This window comes from Brevibacillus parabrevis, from assembly GCF_022701015.1.
In the GTDB taxonomy this organism is placed as follows: domain Bacteria; phylum Bacillota; class Bacilli; order Brevibacillales; family Brevibacillaceae; genus Brevibacillus; species Brevibacillus parabrevis.
The window spans coordinates 816,589-829,780 of the sequence record NZ_CP064090.1; the positions used below are offsets into that span (position 1 = coordinate 816,589).

General features: G+C 50.5%; 17 protein-coding genes and 1 tRNA gene. 9 read left to right on the forward strand and 9 right to left on the reverse strand.

Translation table 11 applies throughout. The features are described from left to right. Nucleotides 1–10 precede the first annotated feature (10 nt). Together IRJ17_RS04050 and IRJ17_RS04055 are read right to left on the reverse strand one after the other, a co-directional pair. Nucleotides 11–1,162 (reverse strand): MBL fold metallo-hydrolase, encoded by a 1,152-nt coding sequence (locus tag IRJ17_RS04050; protein WP_242773335.1) that lies wholly within the window; start codon nt 1,160–1,162, stop codon nt 11–13. 14 nt (nt 1,163–1,176) lie between these two features. After that, nucleotides 1,177–1,761: a sulfurtransferase TusA family protein gene (locus IRJ17_RS04055; protein ID WP_173598005.1), complete on the reverse strand. Its 585-nt coding sequence runs from the start codon at nt 1,759–1,761 to the stop codon at nt 1,177–1,179. A 291-nt stretch (nt 1,762–2,052) separates the two neighbouring features. Between IRJ17_RS04055 and IRJ17_RS04060 the strand changes: the two genes are divergently transcribed. Next, nucleotides 2,053–2,481 (forward strand): DUF4275 family protein, encoded by a 429-nt coding sequence (locus tag IRJ17_RS04060; RefSeq protein ID WP_242773338.1) that lies wholly within the window; start codon nt 2,053–2,055, stop codon nt 2,479–2,481. A gap of 53 nt (nt 2,482–2,534) precedes the next feature. On the opposite strand, the gene IRJ17_RS04065 is transcribed toward IRJ17_RS04060, so the two are convergent. The 3 genes from IRJ17_RS04065 to IRJ17_RS04075 form a co-directional block, all read right to left on the reverse strand. Next, on the reverse strand, nt 2,535–2,960 hold the full coding sequence (locus tag IRJ17_RS04065; protein WP_173597994.1) for a toxin-antitoxin system TumE family protein: 426 nt from the start codon (nt 2,958–2,960) through the stop codon (nt 2,535–2,537). Then, entirely contained in the window at nt 2,957–3,646 is a 690-nt protein-coding gene (locus tag IRJ17_RS04070) for a MerR family transcriptional regulator (RefSeq protein WP_173599948.1), read from the reverse strand. The genes IRJ17_RS04065 and IRJ17_RS04070 overlap by 4 nt, the downstream gene beginning before the upstream one ends. Before the next feature lie 176 nt (nt 3,647–3,822). Beyond that, a tRNA-Ser gene (locus IRJ17_RS04075) sits at nt 3,823–3,911 on the reverse strand. A gap of 159 nt (nt 3,912–4,070) precedes the next feature. On the opposite strand from IRJ17_RS04075, the gene IRJ17_RS04080 reads away from it, so the two are divergent. Next, nucleotides 4,071–4,790 carry a pseudouridine synthase gene (locus tag IRJ17_RS04080; protein ID WP_242773340.1) on the forward strand — a complete coding sequence of 240 codons (720 nt, stop codon included), beginning with the start codon at nt 4,071–4,073 and terminating at the stop codon, nt 4,788–4,790. A 61-nt stretch (nt 4,791–4,851) separates the two neighbouring features. Here IRJ17_RS04080 and tadA read toward each other — a convergent pair whose 3' ends face one another. Continuing rightward, on the reverse strand, nt 4,852–5,331 hold the full coding sequence (gene tadA / locus IRJ17_RS04085; protein ID WP_217365353.1) for a tRNA adenosine(34) deaminase TadA: 480 nt from the start codon (nt 5,329–5,331) through the stop codon (nt 4,852–4,854). 42 nt (nt 5,332–5,373) lie between these two features. Further along, complete coding sequence (locus IRJ17_RS04090; protein WP_242773341.1) at nt 5,374–5,523, reverse strand: hypothetical protein; 150 nt, start codon at nt 5,521–5,523, stop codon at nt 5,374–5,376. An 87-nt stretch (nt 5,524–5,610) separates the two neighbouring features. Here IRJ17_RS04090 and IRJ17_RS04095 point away from each other — a divergent pair, with 87 nt between their 5' ends. The 6 genes from IRJ17_RS04095 (at nt 5,611) to nagE (ending at nt 11,602) form a co-directional block, all read left to right on the forward strand. Then, complete coding sequence (locus IRJ17_RS04095) at nt 5,611–6,114, forward strand: ribonuclease H-like YkuK family protein (protein WP_217365347.1); 504 nt, start codon at nt 5,611–5,613, stop codon at nt 6,112–6,114. A 351-nt stretch (nt 6,115–6,465) separates the two neighbouring features. Then, entirely contained in the window at nt 6,466–7,326 is an 861-nt protein-coding gene (gene glcT / locus IRJ17_RS04100) for a glucose PTS transporter transcription antiterminator GlcT (protein ID WP_122966062.1), read from the forward strand. A 146-nt stretch (nt 7,327–7,472) separates the two neighbouring features. Continuing rightward, the gene (locus IRJ17_RS04105) at nt 7,473–7,970 is read left to right on the forward strand and encodes a PTS sugar transporter subunit IIA (RefSeq protein WP_242773344.1); all 498 of its coding nucleotides are present in this window, start codon (nt 7,473–7,475) and stop codon (nt 7,968–7,970) included. A 40-nt stretch (nt 7,971–8,010) separates the two neighbouring features. Then, entirely contained in the window at nt 8,011–8,274 is a 264-nt protein-coding gene (locus tag IRJ17_RS04110; RefSeq protein ID WP_063230279.1) for an HPr family phosphocarrier protein, read from the forward strand. Nucleotides 8,275–8,301: 27 nt separating this feature from the next. Next, the gene (ptsP, locus tag IRJ17_RS04115; RefSeq protein WP_122966063.1) at nt 8,302–10,011 is read left to right on the forward strand and encodes a phosphoenolpyruvate--protein phosphotransferase; all 1,710 of its coding nucleotides are present in this window, start codon (nt 8,302–8,304) and stop codon (nt 10,009–10,011) included. Nucleotides 10,012–10,162: 151 nt separating this feature from the next. Beyond that, the gene (nagE, locus tag IRJ17_RS04120) at nt 10,163–11,602 is read left to right on the forward strand and encodes an N-acetylglucosamine-specific PTS transporter subunit IIBC (protein ID WP_173598000.1); all 1,440 of its coding nucleotides are present in this window, start codon (nt 10,163–10,165) and stop codon (nt 11,600–11,602) included. Nucleotides 11,603–11,973: 371 nt separating this feature from the next. On the opposite strand, the gene IRJ17_RS04125 is transcribed toward nagE, so the two are convergent. After that, nucleotides 11,974–12,192: a helix-turn-helix domain-containing protein gene (locus IRJ17_RS04125; RefSeq protein ID WP_122966066.1), complete on the reverse strand. Its 219-nt coding sequence runs from the start codon at nt 12,190–12,192 to the stop codon at nt 11,974–11,976. Nucleotides 12,193–12,359: 167 nt separating this feature from the next. Here IRJ17_RS04125 and IRJ17_RS04130 point away from each other — a divergent pair, with 167 nt between their 5' ends. Further along, entirely contained in the window at nt 12,360–12,722 is a 363-nt protein-coding gene (locus IRJ17_RS04130; RefSeq protein ID WP_122966067.1) for a helix-turn-helix domain-containing protein, read from the forward strand. Nucleotides 12,723–12,842: 120 nt separating this feature from the next. Here IRJ17_RS04130 and IRJ17_RS04135 read toward each other — a convergent pair whose 3' ends face one another. Next, nucleotides 12,843–13,190 carry a winged helix-turn-helix transcriptional regulator gene (locus IRJ17_RS04135; protein WP_122966068.1) on the reverse strand — a complete coding sequence of 116 codons (348 nt, stop codon included), beginning with the start codon at nt 13,188–13,190 and terminating at the stop codon, nt 12,843–12,845. Between the last annotated feature and the right edge of the window lie 2 nt (nt 13,191–13,192).

A 13,192-nucleotide genomic window follows, 5' to 3' on the forward strand; every position in this document is an offset into this window, starting at 1 on the left:
CTTGTTGATTTTATTTATCGTGAACCGCGCAACGGTTCGGTCCCGTTTCCATCTCGCGCTGTTCTTCTTCATCAGGCTTCAATCTGCCCATGTTTACTTGACGAATTTCCTGATAGGCGTTTGGCTGCGGCGGCAGCTCCTCGGTAACCGTGCGTCTGAAGTCGCCTTCATCGGCGATGTTCAACCCCGGATTGTTGCGGTACAGATCGCCCAAACGTGCTGAGACAACGCCGTTTGTTCCCAGCTCCACATAGCTGCCAAAATGCGCGGGCAGTACCAGGAGATCTTTTGACAGCTCCTGATAACGATTATACAGGGTGTCACGCAGGTCTCCCACCCAATCTTGCGCTTTGCCAGCCAAATCCGGCCGCCCGATCGATGCCACAAACAAAATGTCGCCTGTCAAAAAGTAGGTGTCATCTACAATCAACGACGTACTCCCAATCGTATGTCCCGGGGAATAGATCGGCAAAATGGAGATGCTCGTGCTGCCGACTTGAATGCTTTTTCCTTCCTCCAGCTTTTCGTAGGCAAAAACGACTTCTTCCGCGTCCTTTTCCGGCAGCCAGTAAGTAGCTCCTGTGCTTTCGGCGAGCTTTCTGCCACCGGAAATATGGTCGGCATGCAAATGGGTGTCGATCGTATGTTTGATGGACAAGCCATGCTCTTTGGCAAAAGCTTCGTACACGTCTGTCATGCGCACCGAGTCAACGACAGCTGCTTCCTGACCGGAGACGATCATGTAGGACAAGCAGCCTTTGCCTATCCGGACGAATTGATAAATTTCCCCGCCGTCGCGCAAATCCCCCACTTTGACAGGCGCGAGATGCTCGCTCCACTGCTTCATCCCGCCTTCGAGGTAGTACACGTCATGAAGTCCGGCATCCGCCAGTTGCTCCGCTACAAAAATCGAGGAGCCTTCCTTGGCGCAAACGACCAGTATTTTTTGGCTGGCAGGAAGCTTCCCGACGACAGCCTCGACTCCATCGATCAGCTCGAAGTACGGCACATTGATGGAGTCTACCCGATGGCCTTCGATGCGCCAGTCTTGGTAATCCTCCTGGTTGCGCACATCAAGAATAAACAGCTCCTCCTGGGCAAACAGCAATTCAGTCAAATCATGCGCCGACATTTTTTGTGCCTTTCCTTGTTGGTTGCTCATTGCTTATCTCCTCCTCACTGTTTTTCTACCGGGCCAACCCAGCGGGCCATACCCGGCACGACGTTTTTTACTCGTGAAAAGCCTTTGTCGGCAAGCAGCCGGCAAGCGAGATCGCTGCGATTGCCGGAACGGCAGATGACAAAAATGTCCCGATCGGTCGGCAACTCAGCCAATCGCTGCTCCAATACCCCCATAGGTATCGATTTGGCCACAGAAATACGCTCGAAGGCATATTCGGCAGGCTCCCGCACATCGATAAGCGTAAACGGCTCGCCGGATTGTAGCTTCGCTTGAAGTTCTTCGTTCGTGATCGTATGCGGATATTTCGTCTCGGCCTTCGTCTCCTGCTGGCTTGCTTTTCTAAGGAAATGCTTCAAGACTTCTCCCTCCTGAACGGTGCCCAAATACTGATGCCCTGTGCTGTTTGCCCAGCCTTTCATGTCAGCCAGCGAGCCTTTGTCAGTCGCTTGCACCTCCAGAACCTGGCCGGGAGCGAGTTGCTCCATCGCCTTTTTGGTGCGAACGACAGGCATCGGGCAAGCCAAGCCTTTGCAGTCCAACATTTTATCAACGGAAAAGCTCGGTTGTGTCGCAGACATGTTGTGTTCCCTCCTAAAGATTTGCGATGTATTGCAATGGGATGGTCGGTGTTTTGTTTTATACGTATACCCCTATAGGTATTATAGTATGTAGCGAGCTTCTCTTTGTCAACAGGAAATTGAACTTCTTCTTCTTCGTCGATGCTTTGCTTTCCAGGTTGTTTGGCGGTTGGCATGCGGCGGATTATCGGCTGGCTATACGTGAATCTCTTTGTGTGACAAAGCAGGTGGTCTAGTCGTCCCCTTTTTAGAGCGGCAAAAATGTTTAAGTTACTTCCACGGAGGCACACGATGAAACTGACGGACTGCATTAAGGAAAAGAAGCTAAAAGCAACGGAATTGGAAATATGGGGGCCTTATTTGCGCAAAGAATGGGAGAATCAGTTTGCCTCGCATTTGTCTGAGGAAGAAAAGCAAAGGATTAACCTGAACCGTCGTGGCGGCTTCCAAGGCTATCTGTGGCACTTGTTCAGCTATCGGATGCGGGACTGTCTTCAGCGGGAAGAAGCGGATCAAGCTTTTCGCCAGGTGTCCGGCGAGTCTTGTTATGTGTTCTATCAGCTTTCCAACAAGGTGTGGATCATGGAAAGCCCATCGCGTCTATCTGTAGAGGATTTGGCAGAGGAGTGCGATGTGTATGTCGTCGACAAGCAGTTTACGTGGACGTATGTGAGGACTCATGAAAAGGAATGGTGCGGGCCTTATTTTTGCAGGAGATGATGATGCAAAAAAGACAGTGTTGAACTCACTGTCTTTCTGTCCTTTAAAAAGCATTAGATTTGAGATCGATTGGGCAATAAATAAAATAAAAAAATTCCCTCAACGATGGAGAACAAATCGTTGTAATAATAATTGGGGAAACGTGTTTGATTGGTCAATTTGGCATACTCTGGCGGGTGGACATGATACGGTTCCGTTGCTGTCTGATACGACTCATCTTCGTGTGGCTCGCCATGATACTTACCCAATACTGTTTTATCGTCCGCGGCAATCCAATCGTACCAATATTCTTCGATGCACTGTTGTTTATTCAGCTTTTCCGTTACATATAATTTGGAGCTGTCAGAGAAGACAATGGTTGCTCGTTGGGCGTATATCGAACTTGGCATGCCTGTACTGTCGGTATTCCGTATGAATTGTATCGCATGACCGAAAGTCTTTTTTAGCACCTCCAAATTTGTAGCAGGGTTGCCGATCATAAATCCCCAATCTCTTTAAGCAGAGACTTCCATTCTTTCCCTTCCCTCGCCCAAATCCAATCCTCGGAATCATCTGGATTTCCTTTTTCGACAACTACTTCGTGATACGGCTTTCCGTAACGTTTTTCATAAAAATCTATCGTCTCTACGATAAAACGGATGCGATGCAAATTTCCATCTTGGATGGATGTCAACGTCTTTTCTATTTGCTCTTTTTGCTCATAAATCTCTGCAAATTCCCGTACAGGTATTCTTTCTTCTGAAGGTGAGACCCACAATGTGTTTTCAGATATGCGAGCTTGCTTGTTTCTCTGAGAGCGTTCTACGCCGATAAAACGCCCTGCGTAAATCCAGTTATTAATTGTCGTAATGCTGACTCCGAAAATTTTCGCCAACTGGCCTGTTGAATACGTTCTCCCAAATTCCTCTTCTTGAGCAACATGCATCAATATTGCCCCAAGCTTTTGCAAATCTTTTTGTATTTCAGCATGAATTGTCTGATTCGGATATTGGTCGAGAATTTTCTTTACCTCGCTCTGGAGCTCAACCGATATTGGTGTCGTTTTTTTTATGACATTAAACAGCACTTTGAGAGTAGCTTCAGCTTTTTCCGGATCGCTGCCTACCTCTGCAATAACACGTTCAAATGTTTTTCTTTCTGCTTCACTTATAGCCATATACGTCACCTCACTCACCCCCTATTCTAATCAAACTGCAAGTAAACTACAAGAAAAACTGCAACACAACTGCAACCTTCTTTTCTCAATATAGTCAAGGCTTTGCGCAATTATCCCTGTTCTCCACTGCCTTTTTTGACAACAAAAAATGACCCAACGGAATTATCCGTTGAGCCACTTGTAAGCGGAGAGAGTGGGATTCGAACCCACGCACGCCTCACGACGCCTAACGCATTTCGAGTGCGTCCCCTTATGACCACTTGGGTATCTCTCCATGAATGGTTTGTCAGAAACATTATTAACTATAGCAAATCTGCGCGAAAAGTGCAAGACTCAACTTGTACGCTTCCCCTTGATTTGCTCGCCGCATTAGGCCAAACTATTAACAACACGAGTCAGGTTTTTTTGACCAGAGGAAAAGTGAGGAACATACATGAAACGAGAACGTTTGGACAAGGTGCTGGCGAATATGGCGTTTGGCACGCGCAAGGAAGTGAAAGCGCTGGTGAAGCAAGGGCTGGTTGTTGTGGACGGCGTAGTCGCAACCGATCCTGGCATGCACGTCGTAGCCGAAGAACAGGAAATTACCGTGGACGGAGAGCCGATCAATTTCAAGCGCTGGGTGTACGTCCTGCTGAACAAACCCCCTGGGGTAGTTTCCGCTACTGAAGATAACGTGCATCAAACTGTAGTCGACCTGCTTCCCTACGAGTGGGCGGTCAAGGTTCACCCGGTAGGCAGACTGGACATCGACACAGAGGGCCTTTTGCTTTTGACCAATGACGGACAGCTCTCCCACAGCCTGCTCTCCCCGAAGAAAAAAGTGGACAAGGAGTATTTTGCCCGCATTGATGGCATCGTTACCGAGCAACACGTCCGGGAATTTGCCAAAGGCGTTGAGCTGGAGGATTTCACTACCTTGCCTGCCAAGCTGGAAATTCTCTCGTCCGGGGAAGTCTCCGAGATTCGCGTCACCATTATGGAAGGAAAATTTCATCAGGTCAAACGGATGTTTGCCGCCTTCGGTCTGCATGTCGCCTATCTGCAACGCATTCGCATGGGCCCGCTCCATCTCGACCCGGCACTCGCTCCCGGCGAATACCGCGAGCTGACCGAAGAAGAACTGAGCCTGCTGCAAAATGTAAACAAATAATACGTCTGCCCGGCATGTTACGGAAGAAACAGTACCGGGCGATGCCCGAAAGACAGTTGGATCACTTTTGATCTGACTGTCTTTTTTTGCGCAAGCCGCGGAAAAAATCTTTGAGCATCTGGGCGCACTCGTCTGCCAGGACTCCTTCCACCACCGGAACCTGATGATTGAAGCGCGGCTCAGCAAGCAAGTTCATCAATGTCCCGGCACATCCTGCCTTGGGATCGCCTGCGCCGTACACGACCTGCTCGATGCGGCTCTGCACGATGGCACCCGCACACATGGGGCAAGGCTCCAGCGTGACGTACAGTGTGCAGCCGATCAGCCGCCAGCCCCCCAGTCGCTCGCTCGCTTCGCGGATCGCGATCATTTCCGCGTGCAAAGTCGGGTCTTTTTGCGTTTCCCGCAAATTGTAGCCGCGGCCGACGATTTCCCCGTTGCGGACGATGACTGCCCCGATTGGCACTTCTCCGATCGCCGCTGCTTTTTGTGCTTCTTCCATCGCCGCTTTCATATATTCTTCGTGTTTACCTGATTCCATCACGATTGTAAAAACTCCTTTACAGACGTTTTCCGATTGCAGTCACACATAATAGCCGCTTTCTTTTTCCCGGTCAATTCTCAGCTTGCTCGCAGGCAAGGCGCCACAAGCGCGATTCCATTCGCCAGACATTCGCCGCATAAAAACAGACGCGTGCCGATCAAAATGTTGATTCGCGAAGTTTTTGTCCATACCTGTTCACATACTCTCTGCCAGATTACATACATTAATGATGTACGGAAGATGTTTGTAATTCACAGATAGCCTCTATCTGGAGGGATGCGAGTGGGCTTAACCTCTGCAAGCACGTTGTTTGATCGTTTTCACAGTCCGACGAGAGGACAGCTGGCAAAAGAAGACGTATTTTCCCACATTGAACAAACCATCTCGTCGATGGCAGGTCCATTCGAGATTATTGTGGGTGCCGATTCCCAGCTGAAAAGTCGCGGAACCTTTTTCGCCCTGGTCATCACGGTTATTCGACCCGGACACGGTGGGACCTTCTTTTATCACAAGTTTCAGGAACGCCGTTATTCATCCTTGCAGCAGCGCATTTTCCAGGAAGCCATGTACGCGGTAGGCTTGGCAACTGAAGTCCGCCAATATTTGCGCGATCATCAACTCGATACTCCGATACGTCTGCACTTTGACATCGGTGCCAACGGGCCTACCCGCAAGTTTATCCAGGCGTTGCTGAGTTTGGCTGAAACCAATCACTTCCGGGCGGAAATCAAGCCAAATTCTTTCTGTGCTTCCACGATTGCCGACAAGTTTACCAAGTAGTGAAGATCTTGATTCTTCCTTGAACAAAGCGTGCAGGCGGACTGCTTCTGACGCATCCGCCCGCTTTGTTTGAGTTCTTTTCCATAGGCGGTTCACGTACTTCTGGACAAGCAGGGGGAAATCCTGCTGCCAGAATCAGCGAAAATACATATACTCTCTTCTATACTCAACCATAACTTTCCGATGCAAACAGGGTGATTGACAACGCTTGTGAAGCTGAGCTATTATAAGCATTAATTGAAGCGTTTTCACAAGGCGTGTTACTGGTAATGCAGGCATGAGCCGAGAAGATCTTTTTAATTGTTAAAAAGGTTTTTTCGGCTCTTTTTTGTTTAAAGGTGGTGGAATGGCTTGTCCCGTGAACAGGAAAAAACATATGCGATTACGCGTGTGTTGAACCATAATGTCGTACTTGTGGAAGAACCCGGCACCAAGCTGGAAATTGTGCTGTTCGGAAAAGGAATCGGATTTGGCGCAAAGCCTGGGAACACCATCCCCGCCCATGACCCGCGTGTGGAGAAGCGCTTCAGGCTGGAAAATGAAAACCATCAGAAACAGTACCAAACGATACTCAGTCAGGTCGATCCTGCCGTGGTAGGAATAGCCGAAGAGATTATCGCGCTTATCGCCAGTGAAATTACCCCGCAACTTAACGAACACGTCCACGTCGCCCTGCCCGACCACATCCAGTTCGCCATTTACCGCCTGCGGAATGGCATGGAGATCGTGAACCCGTTCCTGTTTGAAATCCAGACGCTCTACACCAAAGAGTACACGCTGGCAAAACGGGCTGCGGACATGATCAAGAAGGCATTCGACCTGGATATTCCAGATAGCGAAATCGGTTTTCTCGCCTTGCACATTCATTCGGCGATCAGCTACCTGCCAGTGAAAAAGGCCGTTCAGTTCACGAATGTGATCAGCGAACTGGTCAGCATGATCGAGCAGCGGACAGACAGAACCATCGAGCGAAGCACGGTCGATTACGTCCGTCTCATTACTCATCTGCGTTTTGCTGTAGAGCGCATTCGCCAGCAAAAGACCATTCACAACCCCTTGCTGGACCGGGTCCAAACCACGATTCCGGAAGCATACGAACTGGCGTCCGAGTTGGCTGCCTATATCTCGAACCGGCTGGAAGTCATAGTCCCGGAAGACGAAGTCGGCTACATGGCCTTGCATGTTTATCGGTTGTTGCAGCAACAGCCTTGAATCAACAACTCAAAATCGATGATAATCCTGCGTGTTACTAGCTCGACTAGGCATGAGCGGTGAGATCATACGGACATAGTAAGTATGTCGTCGTATGCTCAGACCGTCTCATGCCTATTTTCGTTCAGACGCAAAAGGAGGAACTTATGCTACGCAATCTGTTTTCCCGTAAAAAACAACAACAAGAAATCACCTTTCTGGCTCCTTTGACCGGAAGTGTTGTCCCTTTGTCGGAAGTACCCGATCCCGTATTTGCCGGGAGAGTCGTAGGCGATGGCGCAGCGATTTTGCCTACTGAGGGCGTCTTGTACGCTCCGGTTGACGCAAAAGTCACCCATCTCTTCCCTACCCATCATGCGATTGGCTTGTCGACCGACAGCGGTCTGGAGCTGCTTATGCATATCGGGATCGATACCGTGAAATTGCAGGGCAAAGGCTTTACCCCCTTCGTCTCTGTCGGCGACCAGGTAAAAGCGGGCGACAAGCTGATTCAATTTGATATCGCCGTATTGCAAGAGTCCGGATGCCCGATCGTTACCCCGATTGTCATTACCAACGGCGATGTCGTTGCGGAAAAGAACGTCGTGGCGCAAGGAAATGTCGCAGCTGGCCAGCAGCCGCTGATGACAGTCGTCCTGAAATAACCGGATTGGACAAAGAAGCATCTGTTTGGGGGAGGTACACATGATTCAGTTTGAAGTAACAGTCACGGTAGAGGGCGGGCTTCACGCTCGTCCCGCCGCTCTTTTGGTCAATCGCTCGGCGCAAACCCAGTCAAAAATCACCCTGAACAAAGGGGAGAAACAAGTGGATGGCCGCAGCATTTTGGGGATCATGACCTTGGGCGCAACCCAGGGCGACAAGCTGCTCGTATCCGTGGACGGCGCTGACGAGGAAACGGTGGCAGCTTCCATTCAGCAATTGTTTGAGCAATCTTTTCAGAGCTAATTCGCAGCGAAAGAAGGTGAAGCAAACATGTTAAAAGGAATCCCGGTTTCTTCCGGCATCTCGATCGCCCCAGTCGTCATTTTGGCACACGCTGCCCCGTCCGCTCCCGCGCAAACTGCGCCAGCAGACACGAGCAAAGAGCTGGAGCTGCTCGCCAGAAGCGTCGAGCAAGCGCGCGAGCAGCTGGAAAAGCTGAGAGAACAAACAGAAGAGCAACTAGGTGCAGAAAAAGCAGCGATTCTTTCCGCGCATATGGCTTTTCTGGAAGACCCGGCTTTTGTCGGGGAAATGTCCTCGCTGATCGAAAACAAACAGTTGGCTGCCACCGCTGCTGTGCAGCAAGTATCTGACCAGTTCGTCGGCCTGTTCGAAAGCATGGATGACGCCTATATGAAAGAACGGGCAGACGATATCCGCGATGTAAGCCGCCGCTTGATCCGCAACCTCTCAGGCACAGACGAGGAGGCAGTTTTCCCGGAGGAACCGTTTATTTTGGCGGCGTGGGATGTCACCCCTTCGGAGACGCTTCAACTCCCGCTCGCATCTGTACGAGGCATCGTCACGGTAAAAGGGGGCGCGACCTCGCACGCGGCTATCCTGGCTCGTTCTTTGGGGATTCCGGCGGTCATGGGAGCCGGAGAACAGTTGATGGAAAAAGTCTCTGCCGGAAGCTTGCTGATCCTCGATGGTGCCACAGGCGACCTGATTGTTTCGCCCGACACGGAAACGTTGGCGCGCTACGAGGAAAAGGCCGCCAAGGAAGCAGCTGAACGCGCTGCCTACGCGGCATTGAAGGATTTGCCTGCGGAAACGACTGACGGACACCGCGTTCACTTGATGGCCAACATGGCGGTTCCCGAAGAAGCAGACGCGCTTGCCGCATCTGGCGTAGAAGGCATCGGCCTGTTCCGCTCCGAGTTTTTGTTCATGGATCGCAGCACTTTGCCCGACGAGGAAGAGCAGTTTGCCGCCTACAAGCAAGTTGCTGTAGCCTTTGGCGACAAGCCGGTCATTATTCGTACCCTCGATGTTGGCGGCGACAAGCATTTGCCAGCGCTTGAGCTTCCCCAGGAAGACAATCCGTTTCTCGGTTTCAGAGCGATGCGCATTTCCTTGGCCCGCCCGGAACTGTTCCTGGTTCAACTACGAGCGCTATTGCGCGCCAGTGCTTTTGGACGGCTGCTGATCATGTTCCCGATGATTTCCCACCTGGGGCAACTGCGGGAAGCCAAACGTTTGCTTGAACAGGCAAAAGCCGAGCTGCGGGAAAAAGGCGTCGCCTTTGACGAGCAAATCTCAGTCGGCATGATGATGGAAATTCCCGGTGCCTGCCTGCAAGCTGACGCTTTTGCCAAAGAAGTCGATTTCTTCAGCATTGGCACCAACGATCTCGTGCAATACACGCTTGCGGTCGACAGAATGAACGCGAACGTTGCCGATCTCTACAGCTACTACCACCCTGCGGTACTGCGGCTTATCTCCAACGTCATCGCCGCTTCCCACCGGGCAGGAATCTGGACGGGGCTATGTGGAGAGATGGCTGGCGACCCGCTCGCTACCGAGCTGTTGCTTGGCATGGGCCTCGACGAGTTCAGTGGTGCCGCTTCGGTTATGCCGAAGGTCAAAGAGCGCATTCGCAACACCAGTATGGAAAAAGCGCAGCAGCTGGCGGAGCAAGTTCTTGCTCTTGCGACTGTGGAAGAGGTTGTGGCGCTTTTGCAAGACAAAACCGAATAAACGGTTTTGTCCCTGCCTATTTGAAAGCGATTTCAAATTCATTTTCTTGATCAGAACAGCTTCTCTCCGGCCAATTCTCGTGCCCTCATCTCTTGCATTCATCCGGAGAGCAGCTTTTTGATAGACATCTCATTCTAAGGAGGTTTTTCCTATGCTCGCCTTTTTGCAACGGATTGGGAAAGCACTCATGCTTCCAGTCGCCACACTGCCTGCTGCGGCGCTTTTGCTCCGCTTCGGCGCCATCAACTACGTGACCGAGTTTCATCTCGGAGAATCGGTTGGTGGATTTTTGAACCAGTATATCGCGCCATTTTTGTTTGCAGGCGGATCTGCGATTTTTGACAACTTGCCGCTGATCTTCGCTGTCGGTGTTGCGATCGGACTCGCTGGGGATGCCGTAGCCGCCCTGGCTGCTGTGATCGCCTACATGGTGTTGACCACCGTACTTTCCAAAGTTCCTGCAGCCATGCCGTTCATCGCAGACGACGTCAAGCTGAACATGGGTGTCATTGGCGGTATTTTGGCGGGCGGAGTCGCTTCCTATTGTTACAACCGCTACCATAACATCAAGCTGCCGGAATGGCTCGGATTCTTTGGCGGCAAACGCTTTGTACCAATTGTCACTTCGCTTAGCATGGTCGTCATCGGTCTTGTTTTCGGGATCATCTGGGGGCCGATTCAGGACGCGCTCAACAGTATGGGTAACTGGATTGTGAGCCTTGGCGCTCTTGGAGCAGGTCTGTTCGGCTTCTTTAACCGTTTGCTTATTCCATTCGGTCTGCACCACGTACTCAACGCCATTGCCTGGTTCCAAATCGGTGATTTTACCGATGCAACTGGCAAAGTCGTACATGGCGACTTGCATCGCTTCTTCGCCGGAGACAAATCTGCCGGCATGTTCATGACAGGCTTCTTCCCGATCATGATGTTCGCATTGCCAGCAGCCGCGCTTGCCATCATTCATTCTGCCAAGCCGGAAAAGCGCCAAGCAATCGCTTCTGTCTTCATCGGTACCGCGCTCGCTTCGTTCCTGACAGGGATTACCGAGCCGCTTGAATTTGCATTTATGTTCGCTGCTCCAGCGCTGTACGTGCTTCACGCGATTTTGACCGGGGTTTCCGGGTATATCGTAACGGCAATGGGAATCAAGCACGGATTTGGCTTCTCCGCTGGTCTGATTGACTACGGGTTGAACTTCCCGCTTTCCACCAATGCTTGGTCGATCATCCCGATCGGCTTGGCGTTCGCCGTCGTCTACTACTTCCTGTTCCGCATCCTGATCGTCAAGTTCAACATCAAAACGCCGGGACGAGAAGACGATGACGCCGTTGAAACTACAACTGCCAGCAGCAATTCGACGCAAGACAAGGCGCAAAGGGTACTCGCTCTGATCGGCGGAAAAGAAAACGTCATCAGTGTTGACGCGTGCATTACCCGCCTGCGTCTCGTGCTGAAGGACGACAAAATCGTCAATGAAAAAGGGCTGAGAGATATTGGCGCAGCAGGCGTAATGAAGCTGGGTCAAGGCAGCGTGCAAGTCGTATTCGGAACACAGTCCGAGCTGTTGAAGGACGAAATCAAGAAACTGTAACGTCGAACCAATAAAATAGGCCCGGGGCTGGCATCTGCCGTACCGGGCTTTTTATTATGGGCATGAAGCCTCCTCGTATGAATGATGAAGTCTGATAAGTCCTGCCTTATGAACCCGACACAAGAGGCACATCTTTTTTAATAATGTGGGACATTGGAGCTAACGAGCACTTTCTCTGGGGGGAACATCGCTTGTTGCTCCAGCTCCAACTCAAATCGTACCAACCGATCCATAAACGCCGTGCACGCCGACTTGCTGTAAGGTGCCATCATCTCTATTTCGTACTCCAGCGTTTTTTTCCATACTTCCAGCTGCCTCTTGTTCGCCTCCCGCGCTTCCAATCTACCCACCCCTTATCTAATGTATCTTTGCTAAAACAACAAAAAGATAATCATGAACAACTCGTGCAAGCCACACTTGAGTTTCTTTGCCAAAATAGGCAGATGGTTCGCCTTGAAGTCGTATTCGCCTTTTTCGTATTTCAAATACGTGGAAGCATTGCGAAAACCAAGTGATTCCGCCATTTCTTGTAGCGTAAGCTTACACTCACTTCGTCGTTTTGCGATAAAGGGGAGGTTCAGACGCTCCATACCCAGCTTCCCTCCTTCTTTGCAGAAATGGCAAATATTTATAGTTACATGATATCGTTTCAATTTCAGCAAAGTCAACACATTATTTGTCATTTTAGCAATATTGTTTTTTCCGTTATGGAAAATTGTTAGAATGAAATTGCCAAAAACAAAAAGGTGGTTTCACGATGTCCATAGTCGGTCAACGCATAAAGTGGCTGCGCGAGCAAAGGCAATGGTCACAAATTCAATTGGCTGAAAAGCTCGGCATCCATAACACAGTTTTGTCGCGAATTGAATCGGGCGAAAAGAAAGGCGTAGATTTTCACTTGATTTCCAAAGTCGCTGACCTGTTTGATGTCTCGACCGATTACCTTCATGGAAGAACAGATAACCCGACGCCATTCTGGCGGCAAGCATCCGTTCGGGAGACGCCCGTCCCTTTTCTGGATATTGACGGGCTAACGGAAGAGGAGCTTGTTGAGATCAAACGGCACATCGAATTTATAAAGTGGAAGTCAAGACAAAGTGAGACACAAGAAGACAACTAGACGCACATAAGAAGAAAACCCCTGGATTCAGGGGTTTTTTGCATGTATCTCGGTAAGTGCAACCTGAACCCCGTCAACAGCTTGGACAAGGTCTTGCTTTGCAACTGTGTATATTCTGCTCTACTCTACGCTGTGATCTGCCATATCTGCGGCATCAAGCTCGATCCAGCTCTGGGCCCACGATTCGATCCCTTTGATCACTGGCTCCAGAGCCTTCCCCATCTCCGTCAACGAATATTCTACCCGTACCGGAGCTGAGTCCGTAAACACTTGCCGATGTACAAGACCTTCCTTCTCCAAGTCCTTCAGCCGTTCAGAAAGTAGCCTTCCGCTTACGGGCAAGGCCCCTTCCAACGCACAGAAGCGCTGTGGTCCAGAAAGCAGCTGGTATAAGATTAGCCCTGTCCACCGTTTCCCCAGCAGCTGCATCCCTTTTTCAAACTTAGGACAGAGGGAAGACTGTTTCATTG

What these genes read in the sequence shown, in the direction of transcription:
- IRJ17_RS04050 (WP_242773335.1), bottom strand. Translation starts at nt 1,162, where the DNA reads ATGAGCAACCAACAAGGAAAGGCACAAAAAATGTCGGCGCATGATTTG.
- IRJ17_RS04055 (WP_173598005.1), bottom strand. Translation starts at nt 1,761, where the DNA reads ATGTCTGCGACACAACCGAGCTTTTCCGTTGATAAAATGTTGGACTGC.
- IRJ17_RS04060 (WP_242773338.1), top strand. Translation starts at nt 2,053, where the DNA reads ATGAAACTGACGGACTGCATTAAGGAAAAGAAGCTAAAAGCAACGGAA.
- IRJ17_RS04065 (WP_173597994.1), bottom strand. Translation starts at nt 2,960, where the DNA reads ATGATCGGCAACCCTGCTACAAATTTGGAGGTGCTAAAAAAGACTTTC.
- IRJ17_RS04080 (WP_242773340.1), top strand. Translation starts at nt 4,071, where the DNA reads ATGAAACGAGAACGTTTGGACAAGGTGCTGGCGAATATGGCGTTTGGC.
- tadA (WP_217365353.1), bottom strand. Translation starts at nt 5,331, where the DNA reads ATGGAATCAGGTAAACACGAAGAATATATGAAAGCGGCGATGGAAGAA.
- IRJ17_RS04090 (WP_242773341.1), bottom strand. Translation starts at nt 5,523, where the DNA reads ATGGACAAAAACTTCGCGAATCAACATTTTGATCGGCACGCGTCTGTT.
- IRJ17_RS04095 (WP_217365347.1), top strand. Translation starts at nt 5,611, where the DNA reads ATGCGAGTGGGCTTAACCTCTGCAAGCACGTTGTTTGATCGTTTTCAC.
- IRJ17_RS04105 (WP_242773344.1), top strand. Translation starts at nt 7,473, where the DNA reads ATGCTACGCAATCTGTTTTCCCGTAAAAAACAACAACAAGAAATCACC.
- IRJ17_RS04110 (WP_063230279.1), top strand. Translation starts at nt 8,011, where the DNA reads ATGATTCAGTTTGAAGTAACAGTCACGGTAGAGGGCGGGCTTCACGCT.
- ptsP (WP_122966063.1), top strand. Translation starts at nt 8,302, where the DNA reads ATGTTAAAAGGAATCCCGGTTTCTTCCGGCATCTCGATCGCCCCAGTC.
- nagE (WP_173598000.1), top strand. Translation starts at nt 10,163, where the DNA reads ATGCTCGCCTTTTTGCAACGGATTGGGAAAGCACTCATGCTTCCAGTC.
- IRJ17_RS04125 (WP_122966066.1), bottom strand. Translation starts at nt 12,192, where the DNA reads ATGGAGCGTCTGAACCTCCCCTTTATCGCAAAACGACGAAGTGAGTGT.
- IRJ17_RS04130 (WP_122966067.1), top strand. Translation starts at nt 12,360, where the DNA reads ATGTCCATAGTCGGTCAACGCATAAAGTGGCTGCGCGAGCAAAGGCAA.
- IRJ17_RS04135 (WP_122966068.1), bottom strand. Translation starts at nt 13,190, where the DNA reads ATGAAACAGTCTTCCCTCTGTCCTAAGTTTGAAAAAGGGATGCAGCTG.